The following is a 24,379-nucleotide window of genomic DNA, read 5'->3' as shown; positions in this document are numbered from 1 at the left end:
CATATAAAAACTAATGATAAGAAACGTATGGATTATATTGATTGTATTGCCAGCACCAACCGAGCGTTAAGTTGTCGAAACGGCATTGATGAGCTCTTCAAAAGCCTCAGAAACAAACACCCTTTTCTGTCGAGATTGTGTGTTTCCGTTACCAGTCACGACCATCTCGAAAACTTCCATGTCATTGACCATCAAGACACCAGCGATTACTTCGATGTCATTTCAATCCATGCAGAGCATTGCCAACCACTGACAAAAATCATAGATAATCAAGAAATTCGAGTAGTTGCAGACCTCAACGAGCTTAGCCCAAACACGAGAAATGAGCGGCTAAGGAAACTAGGACACCGAAGTAGCTTCACGATGGGATTAAAAATAGATGAGCGCCATGGGGCGGTGCTTTTCTTTAATGCTACTAAAGCCGACTATTTTAGCGACGGCGAGCTGCATGCGGACTTATTGTTTGTAAAAGAGGTGATCACAAGCTTACTTTGTCATGATAGGTACAAACATCAAATGTTTTTGCAGGCGTTGCAATTGGCACTTCGCATTAGTCATAAACGCGACCCCGAAACTGCGGACCATCTGCAACGTATGAGCCTTTACAGCAAGCTGCTGGCCGAATTATTAGCAGTAAAGTTACCTGTCGATCACCGTTTTATTCAATGGATTGAGCTCTATTCCCCTTTTCATGATATCGGCAAATATCGTATTCCTGACCATATTTTGTTTAGCCCTCTTCGTTACACCCCTGAAGAAAAAGCCATCATGGATAAACACGTCGATTATGGTGTCGATATTATTGATGAAGTGTTGAACAACATTGATGTCATGACCGCCTCCAGCGCGGAGGTCGCATTTCTTAAGAATATTATTTACTGCCACCACGAACGATTCGATGGCAATGGTTATCCTTGCAAAATTATGGGGAATGACATTCCACTCGAAGCTCGCATCATCACTATCGCAGACGTGTTTGACGCCTTATTAAGCAAGCGTAGCTATAAGCACGCTTGGACAATGGACGATACTCAAAACTATATTCGCCAAGAAGCAGGAAGCTTGTTTGACCCTATCATTGTGCAAATGTTAATGGATAACATCGATAAGTTTAGAGCTATCTATGAGCGATTTCCGCCAGAGCCTTTGACATCAGGTCAAGTGGCTTAACTTACTCCTGAAGCCGAACCGAATATACGGTCAAAATAGCTAAGTGGCGCAACGCGGGCTCCGGCCTTCCGTTGCCATTTAGTACTGTTAGCCACTAGCCATTTTTGCTGCGAGCCGGCAATTATCGCTTGGCTGACAGACGCTTCACGAAGCTGATGTTCCATGGCGTACTCTTCTTGTTTTAACTCTAGTGGTGAAATGTCGGCGCTCAATGAGACACTGGATGCGAGACTCACCGACGCACAACTCACTATCCCGATATCCGCGGAAAATTGGCCAAAGAAATGACCGATACTGTCACCCACAACATCACCATCGTTGGTTCTCAGTCGACCGCCTGGTATCCAAGTCTCTATATGGTCGTACTGAGACAATATATGAGCAGCCTGGAAGTTATTGGTCACAACTCTTAGCTCTTTCTGATTACCTAACTTTTCCGCGATGGAAGCTATGGTGGTGCCAATACCAAGAAACAAGGTACAGCCGTCCGGTATTAACTCAACCACTTGTTTTGCAATAATCTGCTTTTCACTCAAATTCGTTGCGCTGCGAGAGGCAAAGCTTCGGTTCGTTAATGTTGTGGGTAAACTGACGCCACCGTGATGACGTCTTGCCAGACCTAACGCACAAAGTTCGTTGATATCACGCCGAATGGTTTGTGTCGTGACATTAAAGTGAGCCGAAAGCTCTTCAATTGTGCAATATTCCTGATGCTGAATAATTTCGATAACGTTTTGCTGCCGCAGGCTTAAATTATGCATTGTTTTTGGTTCTACTTTTTCAATATGTGTTATTCGATTTTAACAACTGAGTGTTAGCTACCACTACGAGAAAACCGTTTCAGCTTGCATCAAATAAGAATGAGGTTCGTCAGTGATCATCATATCAACCCCCCATTTCCAGTGCGCTTCCACCAATTCAGGGAAATTAGGGGTGTAACAATACAATTGGTATCCGGCAGTTTTTACATGTTTGGCGAGCTTTTCCGTCAAAAAACGATAATCACAATGCACACTAAACGCCTCTAGTTCATTTAATACACTTAAAGCATTCTCTGGGATTGATTGCCACAACTGTCCACGGCGAATACTAGGTATTTTAGCTTTCATTTCCATAAGTGCTTGGGTATTAAAGCTAGAAAACAACAATTGTTCATAGGAAACGCCAACCTTCGCTACGACTGCCGCTATCTGTTGACATAGCAATTCAATATCATCACCTGAATAGACCTTTAACTCGATATTTAAGCTAATGTTATGTTGCTGTACAAAACACAATGTCTCTGACAAGGAAGGAATACGTTCATTTCTATATTGTTCTCCGAACCATAACCCAGCGTCCAACTCTTGCAGCTTTTTCAGTGACAGATCAGCTACCTTGCCACTGCCGTCAGTACAGCGGTTTACCGTTTGGTCATGAATAACCACAGGCACTTTGTCAGCACTCAATTGAACATCAATTTCAATCCACTCGACACCCTGTTGAGCAGCAAGTTGAAATGCTACTAATGTGTTTTCTGGTGCCAGACTCGATACACCGCGATGCGCTGTTGTTTTCATGTTTACCTCATATGTTCATTTATTTTCACATGCAGCATCCCAGCCCTTTATGACAAGCGTATTGCAGTTAAAACCATCTTTGATGAAAACAAAACCTTTCAAATAAGTTCATTTAACTGTCACCTAAGCGTCATTTTCGTCGTTTAACTTTCACTTGAACAAATGGAGCAGATAAAACAACACAAGCGAACATTTGCTCTTGTCTTGTTGAACCGATACTTAAAATCATAAGGGAAAAGATATGTCTATTAAGCACCTCACGGCAATTGCGGCAACAATGGCAGTTATCAGTGCTCAAGCACACGCGAAAACCGAGGTTGAATGGTGGCACGCCATGGGTGGCGCTTTAGGTCAAAAAGTCAATGAAATTGCCGCTGACTTTAACGCCAGCCAATCCGAATACGAGATTAAGCCAGTGTACAAAGGCAGCTATGCAGAAACCATGACCAGTGCCATCGCTGCTTTCAGAGCAAAAGAGCAACCAGCAATCGTACAGGTATTCGAAGTAGGTACCGCAACCATGATGGGTGCTAAGCAAGCTATCTACCCTGTTTATGAGCTAATGGCTGATACTAAAGAACCATTTAACGCAGATAACTACCTTGCAGCGGTAACGGGCTACTACACTACGAACGATGGACAGATGCTGTCTATGCCGTTTAACAGCTCTACACCTGTGATGTACTACAACAAAGACATGTTTAAAAAAGCGGGTATCAAAGAAGCACCAAAAACCTGGAAGGAAATGGAAGCAGTCTCGCGTAAGCTGTTAGCGTCAGGTGCAAAATGTGGCTTCACAACCACATGGCAATCTTGGACTCAAATAGAGAACTTCGGTGCACGTAACAACATTCCTGTGGCAACTGAGAATAATGGCTTTGGTGGTTTCGATACTGAGTTTAAATTCAATGACGCGCCTTATGTAAAACACATCCAACAAATGGGCGATTGGTCAAAAGAAGGCATCTTCAAATATGGCGGTCGTCAATCGGATGGCATGCCTCTTTTCTACACACAAGAGTGTGCGATGACTATGGGCTCTTCTGCTGGTCTAGCGGGGATCAAAGAGAACATGAAGGGCATTGATGTAGGCGTTGCGCAGCTTCCGTACGATGATGACCTAATTGCAAGGCCACAAAATACCATCATTGGCGGTGCATCACTTTGGGTACTTAGAGGTCATACGTCAGAGGAATACAAAGGCGTAGCTAAGTTCTTCACGTATTTATCGAGCCCTGAAGTTCAAGCAGATTGGCACCAGTTCACTGGCTACCTACCTATCACCAAACAAGCCTACGAGCTGACTAAACAACAAGGCTTCTACCAAGCGAATCCAGGAACGGATACTGCGGTATTGCAAATGACATCAACAAAACCAACAGCGAACTCAAAAGGCATTCGCTTTGGTAACTTCCTACAAACCCGCGACATCATTAATGAAGAGTTAGAAGCCGTGTGGGCAGGTAAAGCGTCTGCTAAGTCTGCACTTAACAATGCCGTTCGTCGTGGTGACGAGCAGTTGCGCCGCTTTGAACGCACACAAAAATAATTGTCTTTGTCTTTTCGCCGTCATTTTCTAATCGAGAGTGACGGCTCTTTGGTACACCGTATGTCATCACAAGTTGTTTTTAAAAATAAATGGCTGCCCTATGCGTTAATTGCACCCCAGCTTATTATTACCCTTGTCTTCTTTATTTGGCCCGCAGGTCAGGCTGTATTTCAGTCTTCTCAGTTGGAGGATGCGTTTGGCATCAGCCGTGAGTTTGTTGGTCTGGAGAACTTTACTAAGCTTCTCAACGATAGCTATTACCTTGATTCCTTTTTCACTACGATCCAATTTAGTATCAGCGTTGCACTACTGGCATTAGTCAGTGCGCTTATTCTCTCTGCTTTTGCTGAGCATATTGTTAGAGGTGCCACGGTATATCGCACATTTCTCATATGGCCATATGCGGTAGCACCTGTTGTTGCAGGATCTCTATGGCTATTTTTGTTTGACCCAACCATCGGGGTTGTTACTGATATTTTGAATTGGTTTGGGGTTAATTGGAATCCAACCTTAAACGGAAGTCATGCCATGTGGATGGTAGTAATAACTTCAACCTGGAAACAGATCAGTTATAACTTCCTCTTCTTCTTAGCTGCCTTGCAATCGGTTCCTAAATCGTTGCACGAAGCTGCTGCAATTGATGGTAGTGGTCCGGTGAAACGCTTTCTCACGATTAGCTTTCCGCTTATTTCCCCAACCAGCTTCTTCTTACTCGTGGTTAACTTTGTCTACGCCTTCTTCGACACCTTCGCCATTATTCATGCAATGACACAAGGCGGTCCAAGTAACAGTACATCGACGCTGGTATACAAAGTGTATAACGATGGTTTTATCGGACTCGATCTTGGTTCATCAGCAGCACAGTCAGTGATTCTTATGGTTTTGGTCGCAATGCTGACCGTTGTTCAATTCAAATACGTTGAGAAAAAGGTAGCGTACTAATGGTAGAAAGAAGACCTCTTTTCAATGTGTTTTGTCACATTATTCTTGTACTAGGCATTGTTTCTATTGCTTTACCGGTGTGGATCGCTTTGGTAGCGACGACACATGAGAACACAGAGTTTGCAACAGGCACACCGTTATGGTTTGGCGATCTGGGATTTAGTGTGTTCTCAGACCTGCTGAGCAATGAAAGTACATTTAATAACAACGCGCTTCCAATCACACACATGCTGACCAACTCTCTTATCATGGCGCTGTGTATCACCATAGGAAAACTGACTATTTCAATAACATCGGCTTATGCTGTGGTCTTTTTCCGCTTTCCTGGACGAATGATTGCGTTTTGGATGATCTTTTTCACGTTAATGTTACCGGTCGAAGTGAGAATCATGCCAACGTTCGAAGTCATCACTAATTTGAATATGCTTAACTCGTTTTCGGGATTAACCATTCCTCTCATCGCGAGTGCAACGGCAACATTCTTATTCAGGCAGTTTTTTATGACCGTGCCGAATGAGCTAGTTGAAGCGGCCCGTATTGATGGCGCAGGTCCGATTAAGTTCTTTTTCGATATTCTGCTTCCTCTCTCGCGCACTAATATTGCAGCGCTATTCGTGATCACTTTCATTTATGGTTGGAATCAATACCTCTGGCCATTACTCATTACCACTGATGCCCAGTACTACACCATAGTGATGGGTATTAAACAAATGCTTGGCGTCGTCGATGGAGTGATCGAGTGGAACAAGATTATGGCCACCACCATCATCGCCATGTTACCGCCAGTCATCGTGGTTATTGCTATGCAAAAAGTATTCGTCAAAGGCTTGGTAGATTCGGAGAAATAAATGTCAACGCTTACTCTTTCTAATATCGCTAAATGCTACCCAAATGGTTACCAAGCGATCCCTAATATTAACCTCGACATCGATGACGGTGAGATGGTTGTCCTTGTTGGCCCAAGTGGCTGTGGCAAATCCACCTTGCTACGTATGCTAGCCGGATTGGAAGAAATCAGTTCAGGTACTCTGCGTATCGACGATAACATCGTGAACGAGCTAGAACCCGGTGAACGCGATATTGCCATGGTGTTCCAGAACTATGCGTTATACCCGCATATGACGGTATACGACAATATGGCCTATGGACTACGCAATCGCAAAACGCCAAAAGCGGAAATACAGCGCCTTGTCGGCCAAGCTGCGGAAATGCTCGAGCTCGATGGTTTATTAAACCGAAAACCGAAGCAGCTTTCCGGAGGTCAGCGACAAAGGGTGGCAATGGGCCGCGCCATTGTGCGCGAACCAAAAGTATTTTTATTTGACGAGCCGTTATCCAACTTGGATGCCAAGCTACGAGTTCAAATGCGGCTTGAGATAAAACGCCTACAGCGTCGCCTTGGCACCACATCGGTATACGTTACGCACGACCAAGTCGAAGCCATGACACTAGCCGATACGTTGGTGGTACTCAATAAAGGTAATATTGAGCAAGTAGGCACTCCTTTAGATATTTATGACTATCCAGAATCTCTGTTTGTGGCAACCTTTATTGGTTCACCATCCATGAACATTCTCGACGCCAAAGTATCCGCTGAAGGTATAGAGCTAGGTTCATCGTTATTCAAAATGGATACCAAAGCTCTTAACCTTGGCTCAGTAAAACTAGGGCTTAGGCCTGAACATTTGACGCTAAACGACATTGACCCTTGGTTTCATGTAGAAGTTGAGCTCATCGAAGCATTAGGGGCTGATCTATTGCTCTATTGCATCACATCCGGAAGTGAGCCTCAAAAACTGGTTGTCCGTGTCGAAGGTCACTCTAAAATAGCCATTGGTGACCAACTTGGTATCGATGTTGATCGACAGCATATTCATCTTTTCAGCAGTGAAACCTCAAAGCGCCTTCATTTCAATGATCACACTACTCTTCAGCAAGAGGTCATTAATGCCTAAGTCGTTATCTGCGTTATCGCCGCATCAAGCGAGAAAGATCGAATGGCTGTTCACCGATGTGGACGATACATTGACTTGGGAAGGGGCATTGCCTCCCGAGACATTACTCGCTCTCAATAAACTAAGGTCGAGTGGGATTAAAGTCGTTGCTGTCACTGGCGCTTGCGCTGGGTGGTGTGACCAAATCGCCAAGCTGTGGCCAGTTCATGGTGTCATTGGGGAAAATGGCGCATTTTGGATGATGAAAAACCAACAAGGGTTTCACGTCCACTCACTACAACCGATGGACGAGATGAGAAGCAGCCAAAAAATACTGTTACAGCGTCTGGAAACGTTACTTGTTCACTACCCTGGGATCGAGTTTGCTAATGACCAGAGCTTTAGATTTTGCGACGTTGCCATTAACCTCGGGCAAGACCGTCAACCTGTCGCAGACGATGTTAGCGCACAGCTACTCAATGAGATTCGCTCGCTAGTCATTAACGGACAAAAAGTGAAAGCCACTCAGAGTTCCATTCACATCAATGTTTGGCTCGGTGAACACAGTAAACGATTCAGCAGCGAACAGTACCTTAAAGTAAGCGGTAACCACAACGTATTTGCATTGGAAACACTGACCTACATTGGTGATTCACTCAATGACGAGTCGATGTTTGATTGGCTACCCATTACATTTGGCGTAAATAACCTAACGCCTTTGCTATCAAAACTGCGGGCGAAACCCAGTTATATAACTAGTGCTAATGGTGGATACGGATTTGCTGAATTGGCTCAGCAACTGGTCGAAGCTCGTCACAATGCTTAACTTAGCGATAACCAAAAGGCCGTCTGTTAACGACGGCCTTTCCATCTCGACTAGTTACCTGATTATGTTCGTTGCAGAAAGGTATTACGCCTCAGGTAATGACTGAGATTTCAACACTGTCTCTTGCGGCTTGTCTTTCACCAATGACAGCAATCCAGTAATTACTAACGCCGCGATACCCGACATTGTCACTGGTGACCCCAATATAGTTTGTACCAGTTTGGGGGCTTCTTTTAGCAAATCTGGCACCAGCATAACGCCTAACCCTAGCCCCAGTGAAATAGCGATAGTCATAATTCGGCGTCTATCTAGTGTTTCACTTGCGATGATTTTGATGCCAGCTGCAGCCACAGTACCAAACATTACCAAGGTTGCCCCGCCTAACACAGGCTTTGGTATCGTCATCAAGATAGCTCCAAGTATTGGAAACAGACCAAGTAAGAATAAGATGCCAGCAATGAAGTATCCAATGTAACGACTGGCAATTCCAGTCAGGTGAATCACCCCATTGTTTTGACTAAAGGTGGTGTTCGGGAAGGTATTAAACACCGCTGCAATCATTGAATTTATGCCATCTGCCAATACGCCCGCTTTTACTCGTTTTATGTACTGCTTACCTTCAATCTTCTGTCTTGAAAACAGACAGTTGGCAGTTAGGTCACCCGTCGATTCAATCGAGGTAATCAGATAGATAAAAGCAATCGGTAGAAAAGCTTGCCAATCAAACGCGAATCCGTACTTGAAAGGAATAGGAATACTCAGGAATGGTTGCGATGAAAAGTCTGGCATGGTGACTTTTCCCAACATCAATGCCACTAACCATCCGACCAATAACCCAACTAGAATCGAAGATAATCTCACCATGGTATTGCGGCTCAAGTTTAAAATAACTATGGTTGCCAAAACTACACCGCCTAGCGCTAAGTTAGATGCAGAGCCAAAGTCTTCGGCGCCGAATCCACCAGCGATGTCAGTAATACCCACTTTAATCAGCGAAATACCAATAGTCGTAATAACAATGCCTGTAACAACAGGAGTGATGACCGCCTTTAGTTTATCGATAAATCTCGACAAAATAATTTCAACAAAAGCACCGAAGAAACACACACCAAAAATGGTCGAGAGCATCTCATCCGGGCCTCCCCCGTTAGCCTTAACAAGAAAGCCTGCCCCCAAGACAGAGCCTAAAAAAGCAAAGCTTGTCCCTTGGACGCAAATCATGCCAGCGCCAATTGGGCCAATTCGCTTCGCTTGTATAAAAGTGCCTACTCCCGAGACCATCAACGCCATACTAATAAGGTATGGGATATGGTCACCAAGTCCTAACACTCCTCCAATAATTAATGTCGGGGTAATAATGCCGACAAAACTCGCCAAAACATGTTGAAGTGCGGCGTAACTCGCGGCTTTGACCGAAGGTTTATCATCCAGTCCGTAGATTAAGTCACTGCTATGTTGCTGTTCCATGTGATTCCCTATGTATTTTTGATTGTATACAACTAAGACCACAAAGATTAAGCAATATGCATACCATTAATTAACCTTCTGTTTTTAAAAGATTTAGTCAAATTACATGCATCATATCGCACCACTTTCACCCGTCGATAGCTAGTATTGGTGCAATTTTCCGTTAAACACTGTAACAACTTATTCTTTGACTTACACGTGTACGCTGATATTCTAGCGAACAGTTGTAAGCTTAAATGGAGTTATTGTATGAACACGGCTCACAAGCCCCCGATAATTTGGTTAAACGTCACGATTTTTCTTGGCACCTTTATCCTTGCCACAGTAGGCACCACATGGTACGGCGTGACACACGGTTATACCCTTGCACACTGGGTTTGGTTACTCATTGCCTTTGTATTTTGTGGTATGTCCATTACAGCGGGCTATCACAGGCTGTGGTCACACAAGGCATACGAAGCACACAATTCACTGAAATACCTATTTGCTATTGGTGGTGCCTTTGCCCTGCAAAATAGTGCATTGCACTGGTCTTCAGATCATCGTGTTCATCACAAACACGTAGACAATAACGACAAAGACCCATACTCAGCGAAGCGAGGCTTTTGGTACTCGCATATCGGATGGATGCTTAGGGAGTATCAAGCCGCACGATACGATGATTATCGTAATTGCCGAGACCTTCAAAAAGACAAAGTGGTGATGTGGCAACACAAACATTATGTCGCCCTTGCCCTACTCACCAATTTCGGTATCCCAATTGCTCTAGGAGCAATTTATGGCGATCTTATCGGTTTCGTACTGATTGTTGGTGCACTTCGATTGGTACTCAGTCATCACACGACATTTGTTATTAACTCACTAGCTCATGTTTGGGGCTCTCAGCCTTACACCAGCAAAAACACGGCACGGGACAACGGAATTTTAGCGTTTGTTACGTTTGGTGAGGGTTACCACAACTTCCACCATATCTTTGAGCATGACTATCGAAATGGCATTCGTTGGTGGCAGTTTGATCCGACTAAATGGTTAATACGCTCTTGCGCTTACCTTGGGCTAGCCAAGGGATTAAAACGCGTGTCACCTTATCGCATTGAGAAAGCACGTCTGCTGCAAACCATGCAAACGGCCAAGGGCAAAATCTTCCAACTTCCCAACGCAGAGCAAATTCATTCGGTGATTGAACAAGAATTGCAACATTTGATCAGCAAACTGAATGAATGCGACGAACTAAAGACTCAACTTATCAAGTCGGCAAAATCCAATGTCAAAGAAAAGTATGAGCAAGCCTTATTGCGAGTGCGAATAGAGCAATTAGACATAACGTTAAAAGAACAAAGACGTCGTTGGTACAGTATGGTTAATAATCCTAGGCTAGTGATCAGCTAATGTGGTAGTCAATTAAGTTGACACTGGGCGAGCATCATTGATGCTCGCTTTTTTTTATACTTTCTCCCCTATTTATCACAGGATTTTGGTATGAAAAAAAGCAACTTATGGCAGCTAAGCCAAGCGTCAATGGGCGTAGTTCAATGGATAGGTCTTGCGATCATTGTTGCCCCTCTCATCCTATCCCGGACCGACAGCGCGCTACTCGTTGGTCAAGTGATGCTGATTTTAGGATTAAGTGGCTTAACGGCTCCTTTGCTTGGTTCTATCGCCGATAAATACACGCTTCATAAACCTATGCACCTACTCGCACTCATATGTCATGCCAGCGCATTACTGCTATTACTTTTCGTTTCTACAACTCAATGGCATTACTGGGGTATTGCCTGTTTGATTGGTCTTGGCAGTAACCTCCTGCTTATTCTCAATCCAACGCTTGCTTTGCGCTTAAATAGTTCGCCAAAAAGCCAGTCAAACGCACTGAAACACCTTTTCCAAATTCAAATGCTTGGGGTAGCCGTGGCTGGCGTAACCATTGCTTGTCTTGACTATTTGCAGCTATCCGTGAATATACAGTTGGGCACACTCTTTGCCTACGACCTGTTGTTGATCGTCGTTACAGTACTTTATCCACCGAAGACCCTGGTCTCTATCACTGAACCTCATGAATTAAGCACGAATTCGGATCGCAGCCATTCTAAAGTTGTTTGGTTTGGGTTCGTCATCTGCGTATTGATGTCTATGTTTGTGGGTTCAAATATGGTGGAGATGGGACCAGTCATTATTGATAAAGGGTTTGGCATTAACGTATCGAGTTCCGCATTCGGAATGGCTATCGCAGCACTTGTCACCCTCGTCGCACTTACTCCCGCGGGAACTTGGATGGCAACTCATGGAGCCCACTCCCTTTGGTTCATCACCGTGGTAGTAAACCTAATTGTAGGCATCAGTATCTGGTTTATGTTGGGCCACAATATTATGGCGCTTTTACCGCTCTCACTGATATTAATCTCCATTATCAATGGTGCGTGGAACGACATTTCTATTGCCGCTCTTGCGGACGAAATTAGCCCTTATCGACCTGCGACAGCGCAAGGTTTTATGGCAGCTGCCGTATCCGTAGGGTTCTCTATTGGTACTTACATCGTGGGGTTTCTGTTAGATCAAGATAAGATTGCCAGCGTGATGGGTTTTTTGGCTTTAAGCGGTCTAGTTGTCGCCATGCTTGCAAGTTGGGTACTAATTAAACTGCCAAAGACCAAAACGCTGCCTATTGAACAGCAGCGTTTTGAGTTAAAAGATAAACAGTGCTAGAGGATGGATGTGGCGTTACGGCCAGCTTCCTTGGACTGGTAAAGGGCTTTATCCGCGCGCTTTAGCCAATCTACGTGATTATTATCTTCAGCGCTGCACTCGGTGATACCTAAGCTAATGGTGTATTGGAGTGACTGACCATCGAACTCTAAACAGAGCTCCTCTACTCGTTTACGCAACCTTTCTGCAAAATACGACGCTTGATCTGCTGTCGTGTCGGTGAGTAAAACGGCAAATTCCTCTCCGCCGTAGCGACCACACACATCACTACCTCTCGCAGCCTTTAACAGCTGCTGAGCTGTCTCTTTGATCACGTTATCGCCAGTGGCGTGGCCATAGTTGTCATTGACACGTTTAAAATGATCGATATCGAACATTACCAGCGTTGACGTACGTCCAGTGGTCTGTACCGAATTAAATTCCTCAATAAACTGTGACTCCCAGTAAGCCCGGTTAAACAGTCCAGTAAGACCATCTGTGCGGCCTAACTCCGTCAGCTTCTCATTGGAGCGCTTGAGGTGCATTTTACTCTTAGCAATGTCCGACACATCTTGCAGCATAATAGCAAAATGCGTGACATCTCCTTGGGGAGACTTAAGTGGCGTAATCACCATGTTCTGATACATGTTGAGCAAGCCTTGTGATACAGGTGAGAAGTTTTTGAATTCAAAGATAATTGGACGATCTTCCCAGTTTGAAAACCCCCGAGTTTTGAGAGTTCCGGTCGATTCCAGTTTCGCTCTTAACCACTTTTCAGGAAGATTGGGATAACTTTCAAACAAGCACTTGCCCATAATGCTGTCTGCATTAATACCGCTATAGTTTTGCATGAAACTATTCCATGCACAGACATTGTATTCACGATCTACCACAATAAGACCCGCATCCAGCGTATCCAGCAACTGCATCGTCCAATGAAAGTCGGAAAGCTCGAGTGTCATAGTGGTCATTGTAAAAGCTCCATTTGACGGTGGATAATCTCCACGGATTCCACATCAAACATAAACAATACGGAGCAGAATAAGTCTAACGCTTCTGCATCATAGGTATATTCAATCGTAAATACGTGTTCGTTAGCATTGAGCATCGAGTTTTCGGGACTGAAATCCTCTATTCTCAGCGGCTCACGTAACGAGAACTCTAACCCTAGCTGCTCCGATAACGATACTAAGAAAGAAGAAACGAGGACATTCACTAGATTGACAACAATTTCATCGTGGGAAATTTCACCATCGTCATACCCCAAACGCCGTCCCACTTGTGCGACCGACTCACCCTCGATACAAACTAATGCCTCACCATGTAAACCACCACCAACAAACCGCTGTGCCGCCGCGCAGCTATTATCACGATTTAGGGTATCTTGAATCATCATGGTGAGCTCACTAAACGTCAGTTCGCCGACTCTTGGAACCGGTAATAGGATGAACTCTTTAAGCTGTTCTGAAATCGTTGCAGCACCCGCCCCCAAAGCGATATTCGACGTTTCTTGGAAGCGTTCAAACATCTGTTGTTTGCTAAATGACTGCTTTGAAGAATGCGCATGATGAATTGGGATCTGCAGATCATGAAATAGAGGAGTTGCCGATTCTGCTTTTAACGGTTTCTCTATGAATGCATAAGCACCGAGATCGAAACAGCGTTGTTGGGCAATTTCTTGAATGTCGCCAGACACTACGACCACTTTGGTCTGATGGCTGAATTCTTGAAGAGCTGTCAGTACTTCAAAGCCATCCATTTCGGGCATTGTTAAATCAAGAAATAAGATATCAATGGTATCGCACTGCATTGTTTCAAGTGCTTGGCGGCCATTTTCCGCAAATATGATCTCACCATCAAAAGAGCTTGCGATAAAACTCGCTAGACTTCTTCTTGCTACCTTTGAATCGTCACATATAAGTATCCGCATGAATCCATTAATATTATTGATAATTGACTAACCTATAATAAACAGAATTCCATCTGGGATACCAGCACCAATTTGAACTAAGATCACATTTTCATTTTAAATACGCCGTGCGATTAACCTATTTGCAAGGGAGAAATATCGTCTGACTTCTGCTCAAACTGTGGAATAAAGACCAGCCTTAATCTCTTTATTTTCCCCTATTCGCTACATTTAAAAAGTCAGTCAGCGGCATCTCTGAAGTTATTCTAGGTACCTATAAGTAACAACATACTCATTAGTACTTTGAATTAGTTTGATCGCACCCTCAAAATGCACTTAAACACTGTGCAACTAATTCAACATACAGAATAGCAACCTATATTTACCTCTTACTACTAACAATATTGCCATTAAGACAACCAAAATCAGATTCACACTACATATGGAAAAGTCACTTACAAGCCCACAGCAGGATGATATCGATACAAGTTATGTTGAACTGTTTGCTCAATATAGCGAATTGTTGGAATTACTCTATTCGGCAAGTCTGTCTCCAACAGGATTTCAACCGTTTCTAGATAAGTTGGTCGAGGTGTTTAACCTTGCTGATGCAACCATATACTTCACCAAAAAGTCGACACTAGATGTCTATTCTGCCTGGCTCTCTGGTCCCAAAGCTCCCGCCTTAATCGAGTTTGTAGATCGCAAATTGGATAGTGCTAACTATGTTATGGACTATGTACAAAGCAATCCGATGAGTCGTTTCTACTCCCTTGATAAGGACATTGGTCGCTCCCCTATTGAAACGCGTGCGGGAACTATTCTGGAGTCCGAAGAGTGGTTTGATTCCCATGGGTATCGAGATATGTGTGGTGCAGTCATACACCATGACAGTGAGAGTGTCGCTTGCATCGCGGCACACAGACTCATTGCTCAAGGCCCATTTGAACCTAAAGAGATGCTGATTTTGGATAATCTTATGCCTCACATTAAACAGGCGTATCTCTTATATCAGCAAAATGCCAAGCATGGCAATTTCTCGAATTGGGCAAATATCATCGAACATATTACCCAACCTACCTTAGTGTTTGGCCCCAGAGTAGAGCTGCTCCAATCAAATAGTAAAGCTCGCCAACTGCTCCATGAGCTGGAAGACGTGTACATCGATGGTCAACAAGTCATTTTTGAAAACCCCGACTATTTTCGACAGTTTACCGTGAAGGCTCTAAAAACCTGTTGCCTTGATTTTTCCGAAGATCAAACATTTCAGGTCTTAAACATCCTTGACACTTCAACGCGAAAGCTCACTTTGGTTTTTACACCAATTCAAGTAGAAACAGGGATACAAGGTGTCCTAGTTTATTTGATCGATAAAACTTCTCACCCTCAAATTAACCCAACGCTTCTTCACGATCTTTATCAGTTATCGGAAACAGAAATTCGCGTGTGTGAATGCACATTACGAGGATACAGTCGTCAGGAAATTGCCGACCAACTCAATCGGTCACCGCACACGATTAAAGATCATTTAAAGTCAATCTATTCCAAAACAGGAACCAGAAAACAGGCAGAGCTAATTGTGATGATTCTCACAACTACTAATCTGACTGCCCCCCCCACTTGGGGGGAAACAAAGCCATAGCGTTGCGTCATCCTCCATTGTCGATTTTATTAATAGCCATCTGTCCAAATATAAAAACAACGTCAGTTTGGGCTAGGTAATAAACCTTCAAAGGAAATGAGGCTTACTATGAAATTTGTAAAATCTGCGCTGACTCTGTCTATTGTGTCAGTGCTTGCTGCTTGTGGTGGAAGTGATGATGATTCCGGCACATCAAGTGTTAATAGCTATGCATTACAGGGCAAAGTGGTTGATGGATATATCTATCAGGCTTTGGTTTGGATTGATACCAATCAAAATGGTGTAAGAGACAGTAGCGACCCACAAGCAAAGTCGGGATTGGATGGTTCATATACGTTGGAGCTTTCGGAAGAACAGCAAAACAAACTAGTAGGGTTACCTATTCTCGCCGAGATTACTAATGAATCCGTTGATGTTGGAGATACCCCACCCGCCACAGCATCAGAGTTGCAGTCACTATTAGAGGTGGGAACATTAAAAACGGTATTTTCTGCCTCTCAAACCAGTCACTCCATAACGCTAAGTATGCCTCCATTAAGTAAAGCCGATCTTACTAGCCTAGAAAGCCAAGGGAGTCTGGAGGGGGGGATTATAAACCCGTTTACAACGGAAGCGCATGAAGCAATTCAGTCTACTTTAAACACTATGTTAGACCAAAATGAGTTGGATTCGCTCACAAGTGAACAAGTGGAAGCATTTCAAAACAATATTGACAGCTTAGTTAAAAAAGCAGTCGATGATAAAGTAGCAGAGATTAAACAAAGTTTGTCCAGTAACCTATCTGACGAAGCACTGGTTAATCTGCTAACGGGTGACTTTATTCTTGAGGGTGGCGACGCTAAAAGTGAACTAATGAGCGCGGCAGAATCTAAGGTTTCAGCTAAAGTCACGCTAGAGAACGAAATCAAAGAACTCGAGACACTCAACCCTGGAGCAGAAATCACTAAGGAATCTGACTCCGGTACTTGGGTTTTCACCCCCGAGCATACGGATTTAGAAATCTCCGTTCGTTATGAGTGGGAAGAGATAGAAAAGAAAAAAGACGGCGTAACCGAATACGAGTATAGCGAAACCACTTACTACACGCCTGAAGGCGCAGATGAACAAGTTTATAGCCAATTCACCGAAGTCTATTCTCAGGACAGCAATGGTAGCTACACCGAAAAACACAGTTATCAAGCCGACCTAAATCTAGACGGCACTCTCGATTATTCCAGCTTCTTCTACGATGTTGGGACTGAAACCAAGGTCGACGGAGTTACGATTGATACCTACGAACGTTATTTCGATGAATCCAACCCAGGAGATATTGTTGGCAACAACATTGTTGAAGATATACCAGAAAGAAACCTGACTTACGACTCGGTAGATGCGTTAGCTGCTGCTATTGAGAGCGGTGATCTCTCGGGTGTTGATTCAAAACAAATGATTACTCGAAATAAATCCGCGACCAGTGAGTATGAATTTACTACAGTGAATATGGCAGAATTTAAGGTCTCTGACTCAAGTGACTTAAGCGTAGCGTCCTACAAAGAGTACACTGAATCTTGGGAGTACTTCACCGGTGCAGAGAAAAATGTCGTGTACATGGATTGGAATGCCGATGACACCTTTAACTCAATCGACACCGTCGAATTAAACGCAGACGATAGTGAAGTATATCGATATCAACAACCTGTTTGGAATTGGGATGGATCTGAGAGTTCAGAATATCAGTTTAACTACTGGCAAGATTGGACCGTCGAGATTTCAGAAGATAGCAATGGGCATGAAGTGGTTCGAAATTTTGGGTCTAAATCGCTATTAGATGAGAGCACCAACTCACCCGAGCTTGATGACCAAAACGAGACGCAGGTATTCCATAAGTGGGACGAAACTACCGTGGAAAGAAGCAGCACGGACATACGCACACTGCTCAAATGGAACCATTATGAGCTTACTGGGCACAGCTTTTCTAAAAATGAAAGCGGGCAAAAATACTCGGTAACTATAGATGGAACTACTACGACCTATCCGGAATACTGGGGACAATATGCCGCTGACTTGGATGAATTTGTTAATCAGCTTGTTGATGAGGGTCTCAACTCTCAAGAGATTTGGCTAAACGTTATTAATGAGTCGATTCGCGGAATACGTCGAACAGAAGGTTTTGAATGGTGTGATGTCGATATTGAAGGTGACAGTGCGACTGCTGACAACTTTAGTACCCAACTAGCTAACTGTGGTGGGGCGCTTAGTTTTACCGTTAGTGATGTGCAGGACTCTCGCTTAACTCGACGTAAATCATCAGATACTGAGGTGCGGTTTTGGACACTGTATAGCAGTGGAAGCAGCTTGAGAGAAACGTGGAAGAGTAGTGGCAACACAAGTAGAAGCAACTATAGCTGGACAGTAAACAGTTCCGGTCACCTTGTATTGACCAATGATGATAACACTTTCACTCGCACCATCGTTCCTTACTTTAAAGGCGAACACGGCGCTGGCGTGTTAGTACTGGACAAAGATTCTTATGAGCCACAATACGATGCGATTTGGAGTGCCTACTTTACTGACACTTGGGGACTTTATATTCCAACCACCCCAGAGATAAACTAGAGGAAAGAAGCAGGAGCGATATCGCTCCTGCTTTAAAACAAATCTTGTTGAGGGCTATCGTCCTCTTCCAGTACCGCGTTTGTCACCGGTATTTTGCCTTGCATTAGTTTGCGGCGATAACGTTGACGACATAATTTAATGATATGAAGTTGCTGTGCGGTGGTGAAGCTCAACCAATTAAAACGCTCATCACGCTTACGCATGCATCCTTGACAATACCCTTTCTCATCAACTGTGCATACACGTACGCATGGACTTGGTACGGTGAAAAACTCTAGTTGCTCCATCGACATCCTTTATTCATATATTTGGACTACACTCTTCGAGCGAAAACAAACTTGGATAGTAAGAATAGTCTGATTTATGTGGCTTTTGCGAATCCAATATCACTGTTACGCAATGGTTTACACTTATCCAATTAAAAAACCACTATACTAAACATAACCTACTCCTGACAAAAAACAGTGTTTTATTAGTTAGGCTTGTCAATAATTTCATTCAGTTGGAGCAAATTATATGAAGATTTTTTCTAAGAAGTTACTTGCCGCAGTTGCACTTCCAGTACTAATGACGGCTTGTGCCGCGAACGACACTAAAGAGGAAGCGATGAAAGCTGTAACCGCACAAGATCTTCAACACCACAATTGGAACTTGGTTCAAATTGACGGCAACGCTATTCAAGTTGATGAACAGAACCAAACACCTCGCCTAGAGATCGGTGAAAAGATGACGGCAAACGGCAATGCTGGTTGTAACAACTTCTTCGGTCAAGGTGAGCTTAAAGATGGTCAATTCCGCATCGAAAAAATGGGGATGACTATGAAGATGTGTGCCGGCACAGCGATGGATATTGAACAAACGATGTCTAAAACGTTGTCAGATTGGAGCGATATCACCGTCACTAAAAACGGTCTTGAGCTAAAAGGCGCGGAGCACACACTTACGTTCGAATTGAAAGATTGGATGAACTAATTCCAATTACTTCCTACAGAAAACGGCACGCAACGTGCCGTTTTTTATTTTAAGTTTATTTAGCGAAAGAGTAATACCTTCAAACTGGCATCGTCATCTTTATCAGCAAACTCTGATGGATTAGCTAATCGCTCAATATAAGCAAGTGTTGGTGCTTCTTCTTTCATGCTGTCAATCAGGAAGCTTGGTGTAACACTAGGAGAGTTCACACACGCCATCACCTCACCTTGCTTATTCAACAGTTCAGGCAAACGTCGTAAGATCTTTTTGTAATCCTTAGTCAAGGCAAAACTCCCTTTTTGGAACGACGGAGGATCGATAACAATGATGTCATAGGGTCCGTGCTTTTTGATTTTCCCCCACGACTTAAAGATATCGTGCGCCATAAAGGTTACTTTAGACGTGTCATGGTCATTTAATCGGTGATTATCGCGTCCTTTATTTAACGACGCGCGCGCCATATCAACGTTAACCACATGTTCTGCCCCACCTTCAATTGCTGCAACGGAGAATCCACATGTGTAGGCAAAAAGGTTAAGGACTCGCTTTCCAGCAGCACGGTCTTTGACCCACTCCCGACCATTTCTCATATCAAGGAAAAGTCCAAAGTTTTGGTTGCGACCAATATCGAGTTGATATTTACAACCTAGCTCTGAGACAACTGGTCTTTGGTCAAGCTCACCCCATAAGACTTCTGTTGGTGCGCCATCACTGTACCGGTGCTGTAAGACAATCGACTTGCCTTGCACTTGTTGCCAAAGTTCGCTAGTTGATAAATCCTCAAGCCCTTGCGTGAGCACAGCCATAAACGTCTCATCAACGGGCTTGAACAAATTCACCAGCAACTGATTAGATGCCCAATCACAAGTTAATTGCTCCAAACCTGGCCAACACTTTCCTCTACCGTGAAAAAGACGTCTTACCTCTGCATTGGATTGAGACAGCCCAATTGAGATTTGCTCAAAGAATACACCTAACTGGCTAGCTTGCATCGCCTCGTTTTCGCTGTTTGTCTGTTCTATTTTTTCGGCCATGCTAACTCCCACGGTTGTGACCATTTATCGATAGCGTCCTCAACTTCTGCTGAGCGCCATTTTTCCCCAAGAGAACCCTCTCGCGGGTCACACCTAAACTGAAACAACTCACCACTTAGCTCAAAGCGCAGCGCATAGGCATGTAAATAGCCACGATCAGAACTGTCACTCGTGTTATAGATAGCATCGCCTTTAATTGGAGAACCAATCGACTTCAATGCAACACGAATTTGGTGTGTTTTGCCGGACAGCGGCTTACACAAAAAGACCCGTTCACCGTTTTCTGCTGCAGCAGAAAAAAACTGTGTCACCGCTGGATTATTCTTTGAATTAACCAACTTCCAAGACGAGCGTCTTGAGCGCTCCATATCGCCAATTATCGTCCCTTGCTTTTTCTTTGGCTTTTTACTGCCTATAGCTAGGTAATACTTGTCTATGTCGCGTTGCTCAAATAAGCGTGAAAACTGTGCCGCGACTTCAGCTCGTTTGGCTAATATCAGTAATCCCGATGTCATTTTATCAAGTCGATGGACCAGATGAAGTGACGATGCGCCAATAGCAATTGCAACGTCCGACACCAACATAGTGTCGCCATCATCTTTATGAACGCTCACTCCTGGATATTTGTTGATGACAACAAAGTCCTCATTTTCATAATGAATATCGAACATACGATGCCTTATCGCTAAGGAATAATGGGCAGGGATAATACACAAAAGCTGCTCAATGAGCAGCTTCTAGTTTGCGATAATGTGTAGATTGCTTACAAGAATGGGTAAGCAAACACCATTATGATGGCGATAGGACAAACCACTTTGACGTAAATAGGCCAAATACGCCAAAACCAAGTTTTCTCGATCTCTGGGTTGCCTTGTTGAATTTCTTTAAGCAGAGCATTCCGACTCCAAACCCAACCAATAACCACAGCCCAAACCACTCCCAACAATGGCTGCATATACATGGTTGACGCTGTAGCTACCCAATCAAATAGCGTATCGAAATTCGCAGCGATGAGTACGCTGAACAAAAGAATAGCAGCACCCAGAATAATGGCTGACTTCTCTCGCTTGATTTTTAATTCTTCTTGCAAACACGATACTGGTACTTCCAACATAGCGATAGATGACGTCAAGGCAGCAATCACCATTAAAGCGAAGAAGGCGACACCAACCACCTCTCCCACTAATCCCATTGAGTCAAACAAACTTGGTAAGACCGTAAATACAAGATTTCCTGAACTGATCAGCTCGCCTGTTTCACTAAAGATCTGCACACCATTTGCTTTTGCAACGAACATTGCTGGAAGAATTAGTAAACCAGCAAAAAACGCTACACCAGTATCAATTATGGCGACTTGACCCGCCGTTTTGGGAATATTGACATCTTTACTTAGATAAGAACCATAAACCATCATCGCACCAACGCCGAGCGACAGGGAGAAAAATGCTTGCCCCATAGCGTTAACGACCAATCCCCCATTTACATGCTCCCAGTTAGGAACGAGGTACATTCTTAACCCATCGAGAGCACCGTCTTGAGTGAAAATGTAGATAATGAGAACCAAAAACAGTGCAAACAAAACTGGCATCAATCGTGATGACCATTTTTCGATACCATCTGCGACACCACGGCGTACCACAAACACTGTCATCAACATGAATATGACGGTCAAGAGGACGTTTCGCCCTGTTCCAAAGGTGATTAACCATTCAGAAAACTGCTTTAAGCCAATCAACTTCATAATTGGGGAGATACCAAAGCCAATTAACCAGCCAGCTAAGATGGCGTAAAAGCTCAAGATCATTGATGCAGTTAGCATAGCAGTGGTACCAAAAAACACCGCTAATAGACGATTATTTGTCCAAATCTTTCGTAGTGACCCGATGGGGTTAGATTGCCCATATCGACCAATTGTAAGCTCAGCGACAAGCATTGGGAAAGCAAGTAGAGCCATCATCAAAAGATAGATAAGGAGGAATGCGGCCCCGCCATTACTGGCTGTTTGTGTCGGGAACCCCCAAACATTACCTAAACCCACTGCTGAACCAGCAGCAGCCATAATAAAGCCAAAGCGAGAAGAGAATTGGCCTCTATCGGAACTTGCCATCAGTATGTACCATATGTGTCTATTAACTAGACGAGTTTGCGGCTGTCCATGAGATGATTTTGGCGCACAAAAAAGCTGCCTTTGATTGGCAGCCTATCCCTGTGCTCACGATCTTTTGCTTTTAAACATAGGAGTGTAATCTTTAGTTTACACTTCATATGGAATTTATATCCAAGAGCGATATAGCAAGTAAAACAGCTTATCTTTAAAATTGGAAGCGCCAAACTTCCAACTGGACATTTTCCATTCGCTTTGCCGATACTTTGCGGTTTATTCCATCAACTGTAAACCCCTCAACTAAGCAAGTCTCCTCTTCTCTTACGACTTGGTATGCCGTGCTTCGATATTAATAACATCGTCATCAAAACAACGTCGAATTGTATAGAAGTTACCTATTTCATTAATTTTTATGGCTTGTGTAACAGGTTGTATTTGACAGGCAACTAACTATTCCAAATACTTGATTCTGAGCTTATTATTTGCGAAAGCGTCTTTCTATCGAGGCATAATGGACAAGGTATACCACTTTCTTACTCTCGCAGGCATCGGACTTTATTGGGTCCTAGTGGCAGGTGTCACTTTGCGCGTTGTACTAAAACGCCGTGCCGTCAGCGTTTCTCTCGCTTGGTTAATGGTGATATACATCATCCCAGTCGTTGGGGTTTTATGTTACTTCATGTTTGGTGAGCTTAACCTAGGTAGAAAGCGAGCGGATCGAGCTAGGGAAATGTTCCATCCCTTTGGTGACTGGTTTTATCAACTGAATGACTGCAACGCGCACGTAACCGATGGGTTAGGCACTCATATTTCGAAAATTGACCATCTGTGTAACAACAGAATGGGCATTCCTGCTCTATGTGGTAATCAACTTCAGCTACAAACCACACCACAAGAAATCCTGTTGTCAGTGATCAAAGATATTGAGCAAGCCAAAGAGAGCATTCGTATGGTGTTCTACATTTGGTATCCGGGTGGATTAGCGGATTCGGTTGCATCAGCGCTCATACAAGCCGCCAAACGCGGTGTAGACGTTAAAGTCCTTCTTGACTCCGCCGGTAGCCCCACGTTCTTCAAAAAGAGTCATTGGGCACAAATGATGCGTGATGCGGGTATTGAACTGGTCGAGGGGCTAGAAGTATCTCCTTGGCGTATTTTCCTACGTCGCTTAGATCTCCGTCAGCACAGAAAAATCATCGTTATAGACGATGAAGTCGCTTACACCGGCTCAATGAACATGGTCGACCCTGCTTACTTCAAACAAAACTCCGGCGTGGGCCAATGGATTGATATTATGGTCCGTATCGAAGGTCCTACAGTCAATGTGCTGTCTGCAATACATTGTTGGGACTGGGAAGTAGAAACTGGCGATCGACAGTTACCAGCTCAGCCCGAATGCGCTATAGAGATCCCTAAAGACTCTAAACCAGTTCAGGTCGTACCGTCTGGGCCAGGTATGCCAGACCAGTTAATTGGGCAAGTCCTCACCCTCGCAATGCATCAGGCAGAAGAGTCGGTAAGAATCACCACACCTTATTTTGTACCTAGTGCTGATTTGTTGGAAACGATCAAAACAACCGCACAACGAGGGGTCAACGTTGAGCTCATTATCCCGAAGAATAACGATTCGATTATGGTGAAATGGGCATCACGCGCATTTTACACCGACTTACTTTCCGCTGGTGTCAAAATCTACGAGTTTGATGGCGGTTTACTGCATACCAAGTCCGTTGTTATCGACGAGCTCTTTTGCTTAGTTGGTACCGTCAATATGGACATGCGCAGCTTGTGGCTTAACTTTGAAGTGACTCTTGCAGTGGAAGATCCAAGCTTCACCAAAGAGATGCACCAGCTGCAATCAAGCTATATTCAGCGCTCGGAGTTAGTCGACTACAGCGTATGGAAGCAAAGAAGTATTTATCATAGATTTTTTGAAAGACTATTTTATCTCTTCAACCCACTGCTCTGACCTTGGATGTCACTCCTACCCGACA

General features: G+C 43.9%; 21 protein-coding genes. 12 read left to right on the top strand and 9 right to left on the bottom strand.

The annotated features are described in order from the left end of the window. Window positions 1-27: 27 nt before the first annotated feature. The gene (locus HW45_RS16375; protein WP_038228240.1) at window positions 28-1,170 is read left to right on the top strand and encodes an HD-GYP domain-containing protein; all 1,143 of its coding nucleotides are present in this window, start codon (window positions 28-30) and stop codon (window positions 1,168-1,170) included. On the opposite strand, the gene HW45_RS16370 is transcribed toward HW45_RS16375, so the two are convergent. Further along, window positions 1,167-1,931 (bottom strand): DeoR/GlpR family DNA-binding transcription regulator, encoded by a 765-nt coding sequence (locus HW45_RS16370; protein ID WP_038228238.1) that lies wholly within the window; start codon window positions 1,929-1,931, stop codon window positions 1,167-1,169. The two genes, HW45_RS16375 and HW45_RS16370, sit on opposite strands and share 4 nt — an antisense overlap. A 63-nt stretch (window positions 1,932-1,994) precedes the next feature. Then, window positions 1,995-2,729, bottom strand: a complete 735-nt coding sequence (locus HW45_RS16365; RefSeq protein ID WP_038228236.1) for a glycerophosphoryl diester phosphodiesterase — start codon at window positions 2,727-2,729, stop codon at window positions 1,995-1,997. A 241-nt stretch (window positions 2,730-2,970) separates the two neighbouring features. Here HW45_RS16365 and ugpB point away from each other — a divergent pair, with 241 nt between their 5' ends. The 5 genes from ugpB to HW45_RS16340 are packed head-to-tail and all read left to right on the top strand — an operon-like array spanning window position 2,971 to window position 7,980. After that, window positions 2,971-4,278: a sn-glycerol-3-phosphate ABC transporter substrate-binding protein UgpB gene (ugpB, locus tag HW45_RS16360; RefSeq protein WP_038228235.1), complete on the top strand. Its 1,308-nt coding sequence runs from the start codon at window positions 2,971-2,973 to the stop codon at window positions 4,276-4,278. A gap of 60 nt (window positions 4,279-4,338) precedes the next feature. Next, window positions 4,339-5,220 carry a sn-glycerol-3-phosphate ABC transporter permease UgpA gene (gene ugpA / locus HW45_RS16355; protein ID WP_038228233.1) on the top strand — a complete coding sequence of 294 codons (882 nt, stop codon included), beginning with the start codon at window positions 4,339-4,341 and terminating at the stop codon, window positions 5,218-5,220. Next, the gene (ugpE, locus tag HW45_RS16350; protein ID WP_006072237.1) at window positions 5,220-6,068 is read left to right on the top strand and encodes a sn-glycerol-3-phosphate ABC transporter permease UgpE; all 849 of its coding nucleotides are present in this window, start codon (window positions 5,220-5,222) and stop codon (window positions 6,066-6,068) included. The genes ugpA and ugpE overlap by 1 nt, the downstream gene beginning before the upstream one ends. Further along, window positions 6,069-7,175 (top strand): sn-glycerol-3-phosphate import ATP-binding protein UgpC, encoded by a 1,107-nt coding sequence (locus HW45_RS16345; protein WP_038228230.1) that lies wholly within the window; start codon window positions 6,069-6,071, stop codon window positions 7,173-7,175. Beyond that, entirely contained in the window at window positions 7,168-7,980 is an 813-nt protein-coding gene (locus HW45_RS16340; protein ID WP_038228228.1) for an HAD-IIB family hydrolase, read from the top strand. The genes HW45_RS16345 and HW45_RS16340 overlap by 8 nt, the downstream gene beginning before the upstream one ends. An 84-nt stretch (window positions 7,981-8,064) precedes the next feature. On the opposite strand, the gene HW45_RS16335 is transcribed toward HW45_RS16340, so the two are convergent. Then, on the bottom strand, window positions 8,065-9,447 hold the full coding sequence (locus HW45_RS16335) for a nucleobase:cation symporter-2 family protein (RefSeq protein ID WP_038228225.1): 1,383 nt from the start codon (window positions 9,445-9,447) through the stop codon (window positions 8,065-8,067). Window positions 9,448-9,696: 249 nt separating this feature from the next. On the opposite strand from HW45_RS16335, the gene HW45_RS16330 reads away from it, so the two are divergent. Together HW45_RS16330 and HW45_RS16325 are read left to right on the top strand one after the other, a co-directional pair. After that, a complete protein-coding gene (locus tag HW45_RS16330) occupies window positions 9,697-10,836 on the top strand; it encodes an acyl-CoA desaturase (protein ID WP_038228223.1) in 1,140 nt (379 codons plus the stop codon). Window positions 10,837-10,926: 90 nt separating this feature from the next. After that, entirely contained in the window at window positions 10,927-12,150 is a 1,224-nt protein-coding gene (locus HW45_RS16325; RefSeq protein ID WP_038228220.1) for an MFS transporter, read from the top strand. On the opposite strand, the gene HW45_RS16320 is transcribed toward HW45_RS16325, so the two are convergent. Next, the gene (locus HW45_RS16320) at window positions 12,147-13,100 is read right to left on the bottom strand and encodes a sensor domain-containing diguanylate cyclase (protein WP_006072227.1); all 954 of its coding nucleotides are present in this window, start codon (window positions 13,098-13,100) and stop codon (window positions 12,147-12,149) included. The two genes, HW45_RS16325 and HW45_RS16320, sit on opposite strands and share 4 nt — an antisense overlap. Next, complete coding sequence (locus HW45_RS16315; protein WP_038228218.1) at window positions 13,097-14,059, bottom strand: response regulator; 963 nt, start codon at window positions 14,057-14,059, stop codon at window positions 13,097-13,099. The genes HW45_RS16320 and HW45_RS16315 overlap by 4 nt, the downstream gene beginning before the upstream one ends. A gap of 421 nt (window positions 14,060-14,480) precedes the next feature. On the opposite strand from HW45_RS16315, the gene HW45_RS16310 reads away from it, so the two are divergent. Both HW45_RS16310 and HW45_RS16305 read left to right on the top strand, forming a co-directional pair. Further along, window positions 14,481-15,680: a helix-turn-helix transcriptional regulator gene (locus tag HW45_RS16310; RefSeq protein WP_038228215.1), complete on the top strand. Its 1,200-nt coding sequence runs from the start codon at window positions 14,481-14,483 to the stop codon at window positions 15,678-15,680. A gap of 108 nt (window positions 15,681-15,788) precedes the next feature. After that, entirely contained in the window at window positions 15,789-18,275 is a 2,487-nt protein-coding gene (locus HW45_RS16305) for a hypothetical protein (RefSeq protein ID WP_038228213.1), read from the top strand. A 32-nt stretch (window positions 18,276-18,307) separates the two neighbouring features. Here HW45_RS16305 and HW45_RS16300 read toward each other — a convergent pair whose 3' ends face one another. Beyond that, window positions 18,308-18,562 (bottom strand): DUF1289 domain-containing protein, encoded by a 255-nt coding sequence (locus tag HW45_RS16300; RefSeq protein ID WP_038228210.1) that lies wholly within the window; start codon window positions 18,560-18,562, stop codon window positions 18,308-18,310. Between the two features lie 229 nt (window positions 18,563-18,791). Between HW45_RS16300 and HW45_RS16295 the strand changes: the two genes are divergently transcribed. Continuing rightward, on the top strand, window positions 18,792-19,247 hold the full coding sequence (locus tag HW45_RS16295; protein ID WP_006072222.1) for an META domain-containing protein: 456 nt from the start codon (window positions 18,792-18,794) through the stop codon (window positions 19,245-19,247). Between the two features lie 59 nt (window positions 19,248-19,306). Here the strand turns inward: HW45_RS16295 and HW45_RS16290 are convergent, their stop codons facing one another. The 3 genes from HW45_RS16290 to HW45_RS16280 form a co-directional block, all read right to left on the bottom strand. Further along, window positions 19,307-20,239 (bottom strand): class I SAM-dependent methyltransferase, encoded by a 933-nt coding sequence (locus tag HW45_RS16290; protein WP_038222543.1) that lies wholly within the window; start codon window positions 20,237-20,239, stop codon window positions 19,307-19,309. A 26-nt stretch (window positions 20,240-20,265) separates the two neighbouring features. Beyond that, the gene (locus HW45_RS16285) at window positions 20,266-20,952 is read right to left on the bottom strand and encodes a TIGR01621 family pseudouridine synthase (RefSeq protein WP_006072220.1); all 687 of its coding nucleotides are present in this window, start codon (window positions 20,950-20,952) and stop codon (window positions 20,266-20,268) included. Window positions 20,953-21,044: 92 nt separating this feature from the next. After that, window positions 21,045-22,388 (bottom strand): sodium-dependent transporter, encoded by a 1,344-nt coding sequence (locus tag HW45_RS16280; RefSeq protein ID WP_038228209.1) that lies wholly within the window; start codon window positions 22,386-22,388, stop codon window positions 21,045-21,047. Window positions 22,389-22,896: 508 nt separating this feature from the next. Between HW45_RS16280 and cls the strand changes: the two genes are divergently transcribed. Next, window positions 22,897-24,354, top strand: coding sequence for a cardiolipin synthase (gene cls / locus HW45_RS16275; RefSeq protein WP_038228207.1), 1,458 nt, complete (start codon window positions 22,897-22,899; stop codon window positions 24,352-24,354). Window positions 24,355-24,379 lie beyond the last annotated feature (25 nt).

This window comes from Vibrio sp. ER1A, from assembly GCF_000733315.1.
GTDB classification, from domain to species: domain Bacteria; phylum Pseudomonadota; class Gammaproteobacteria; order Enterobacterales; family Vibrionaceae; genus Vibrio; species Vibrio mediterranei.
Note: the sequence above shows the minus strand (reverse complement) of the source record. Positions and strands in the feature narration are given on the sequence as shown.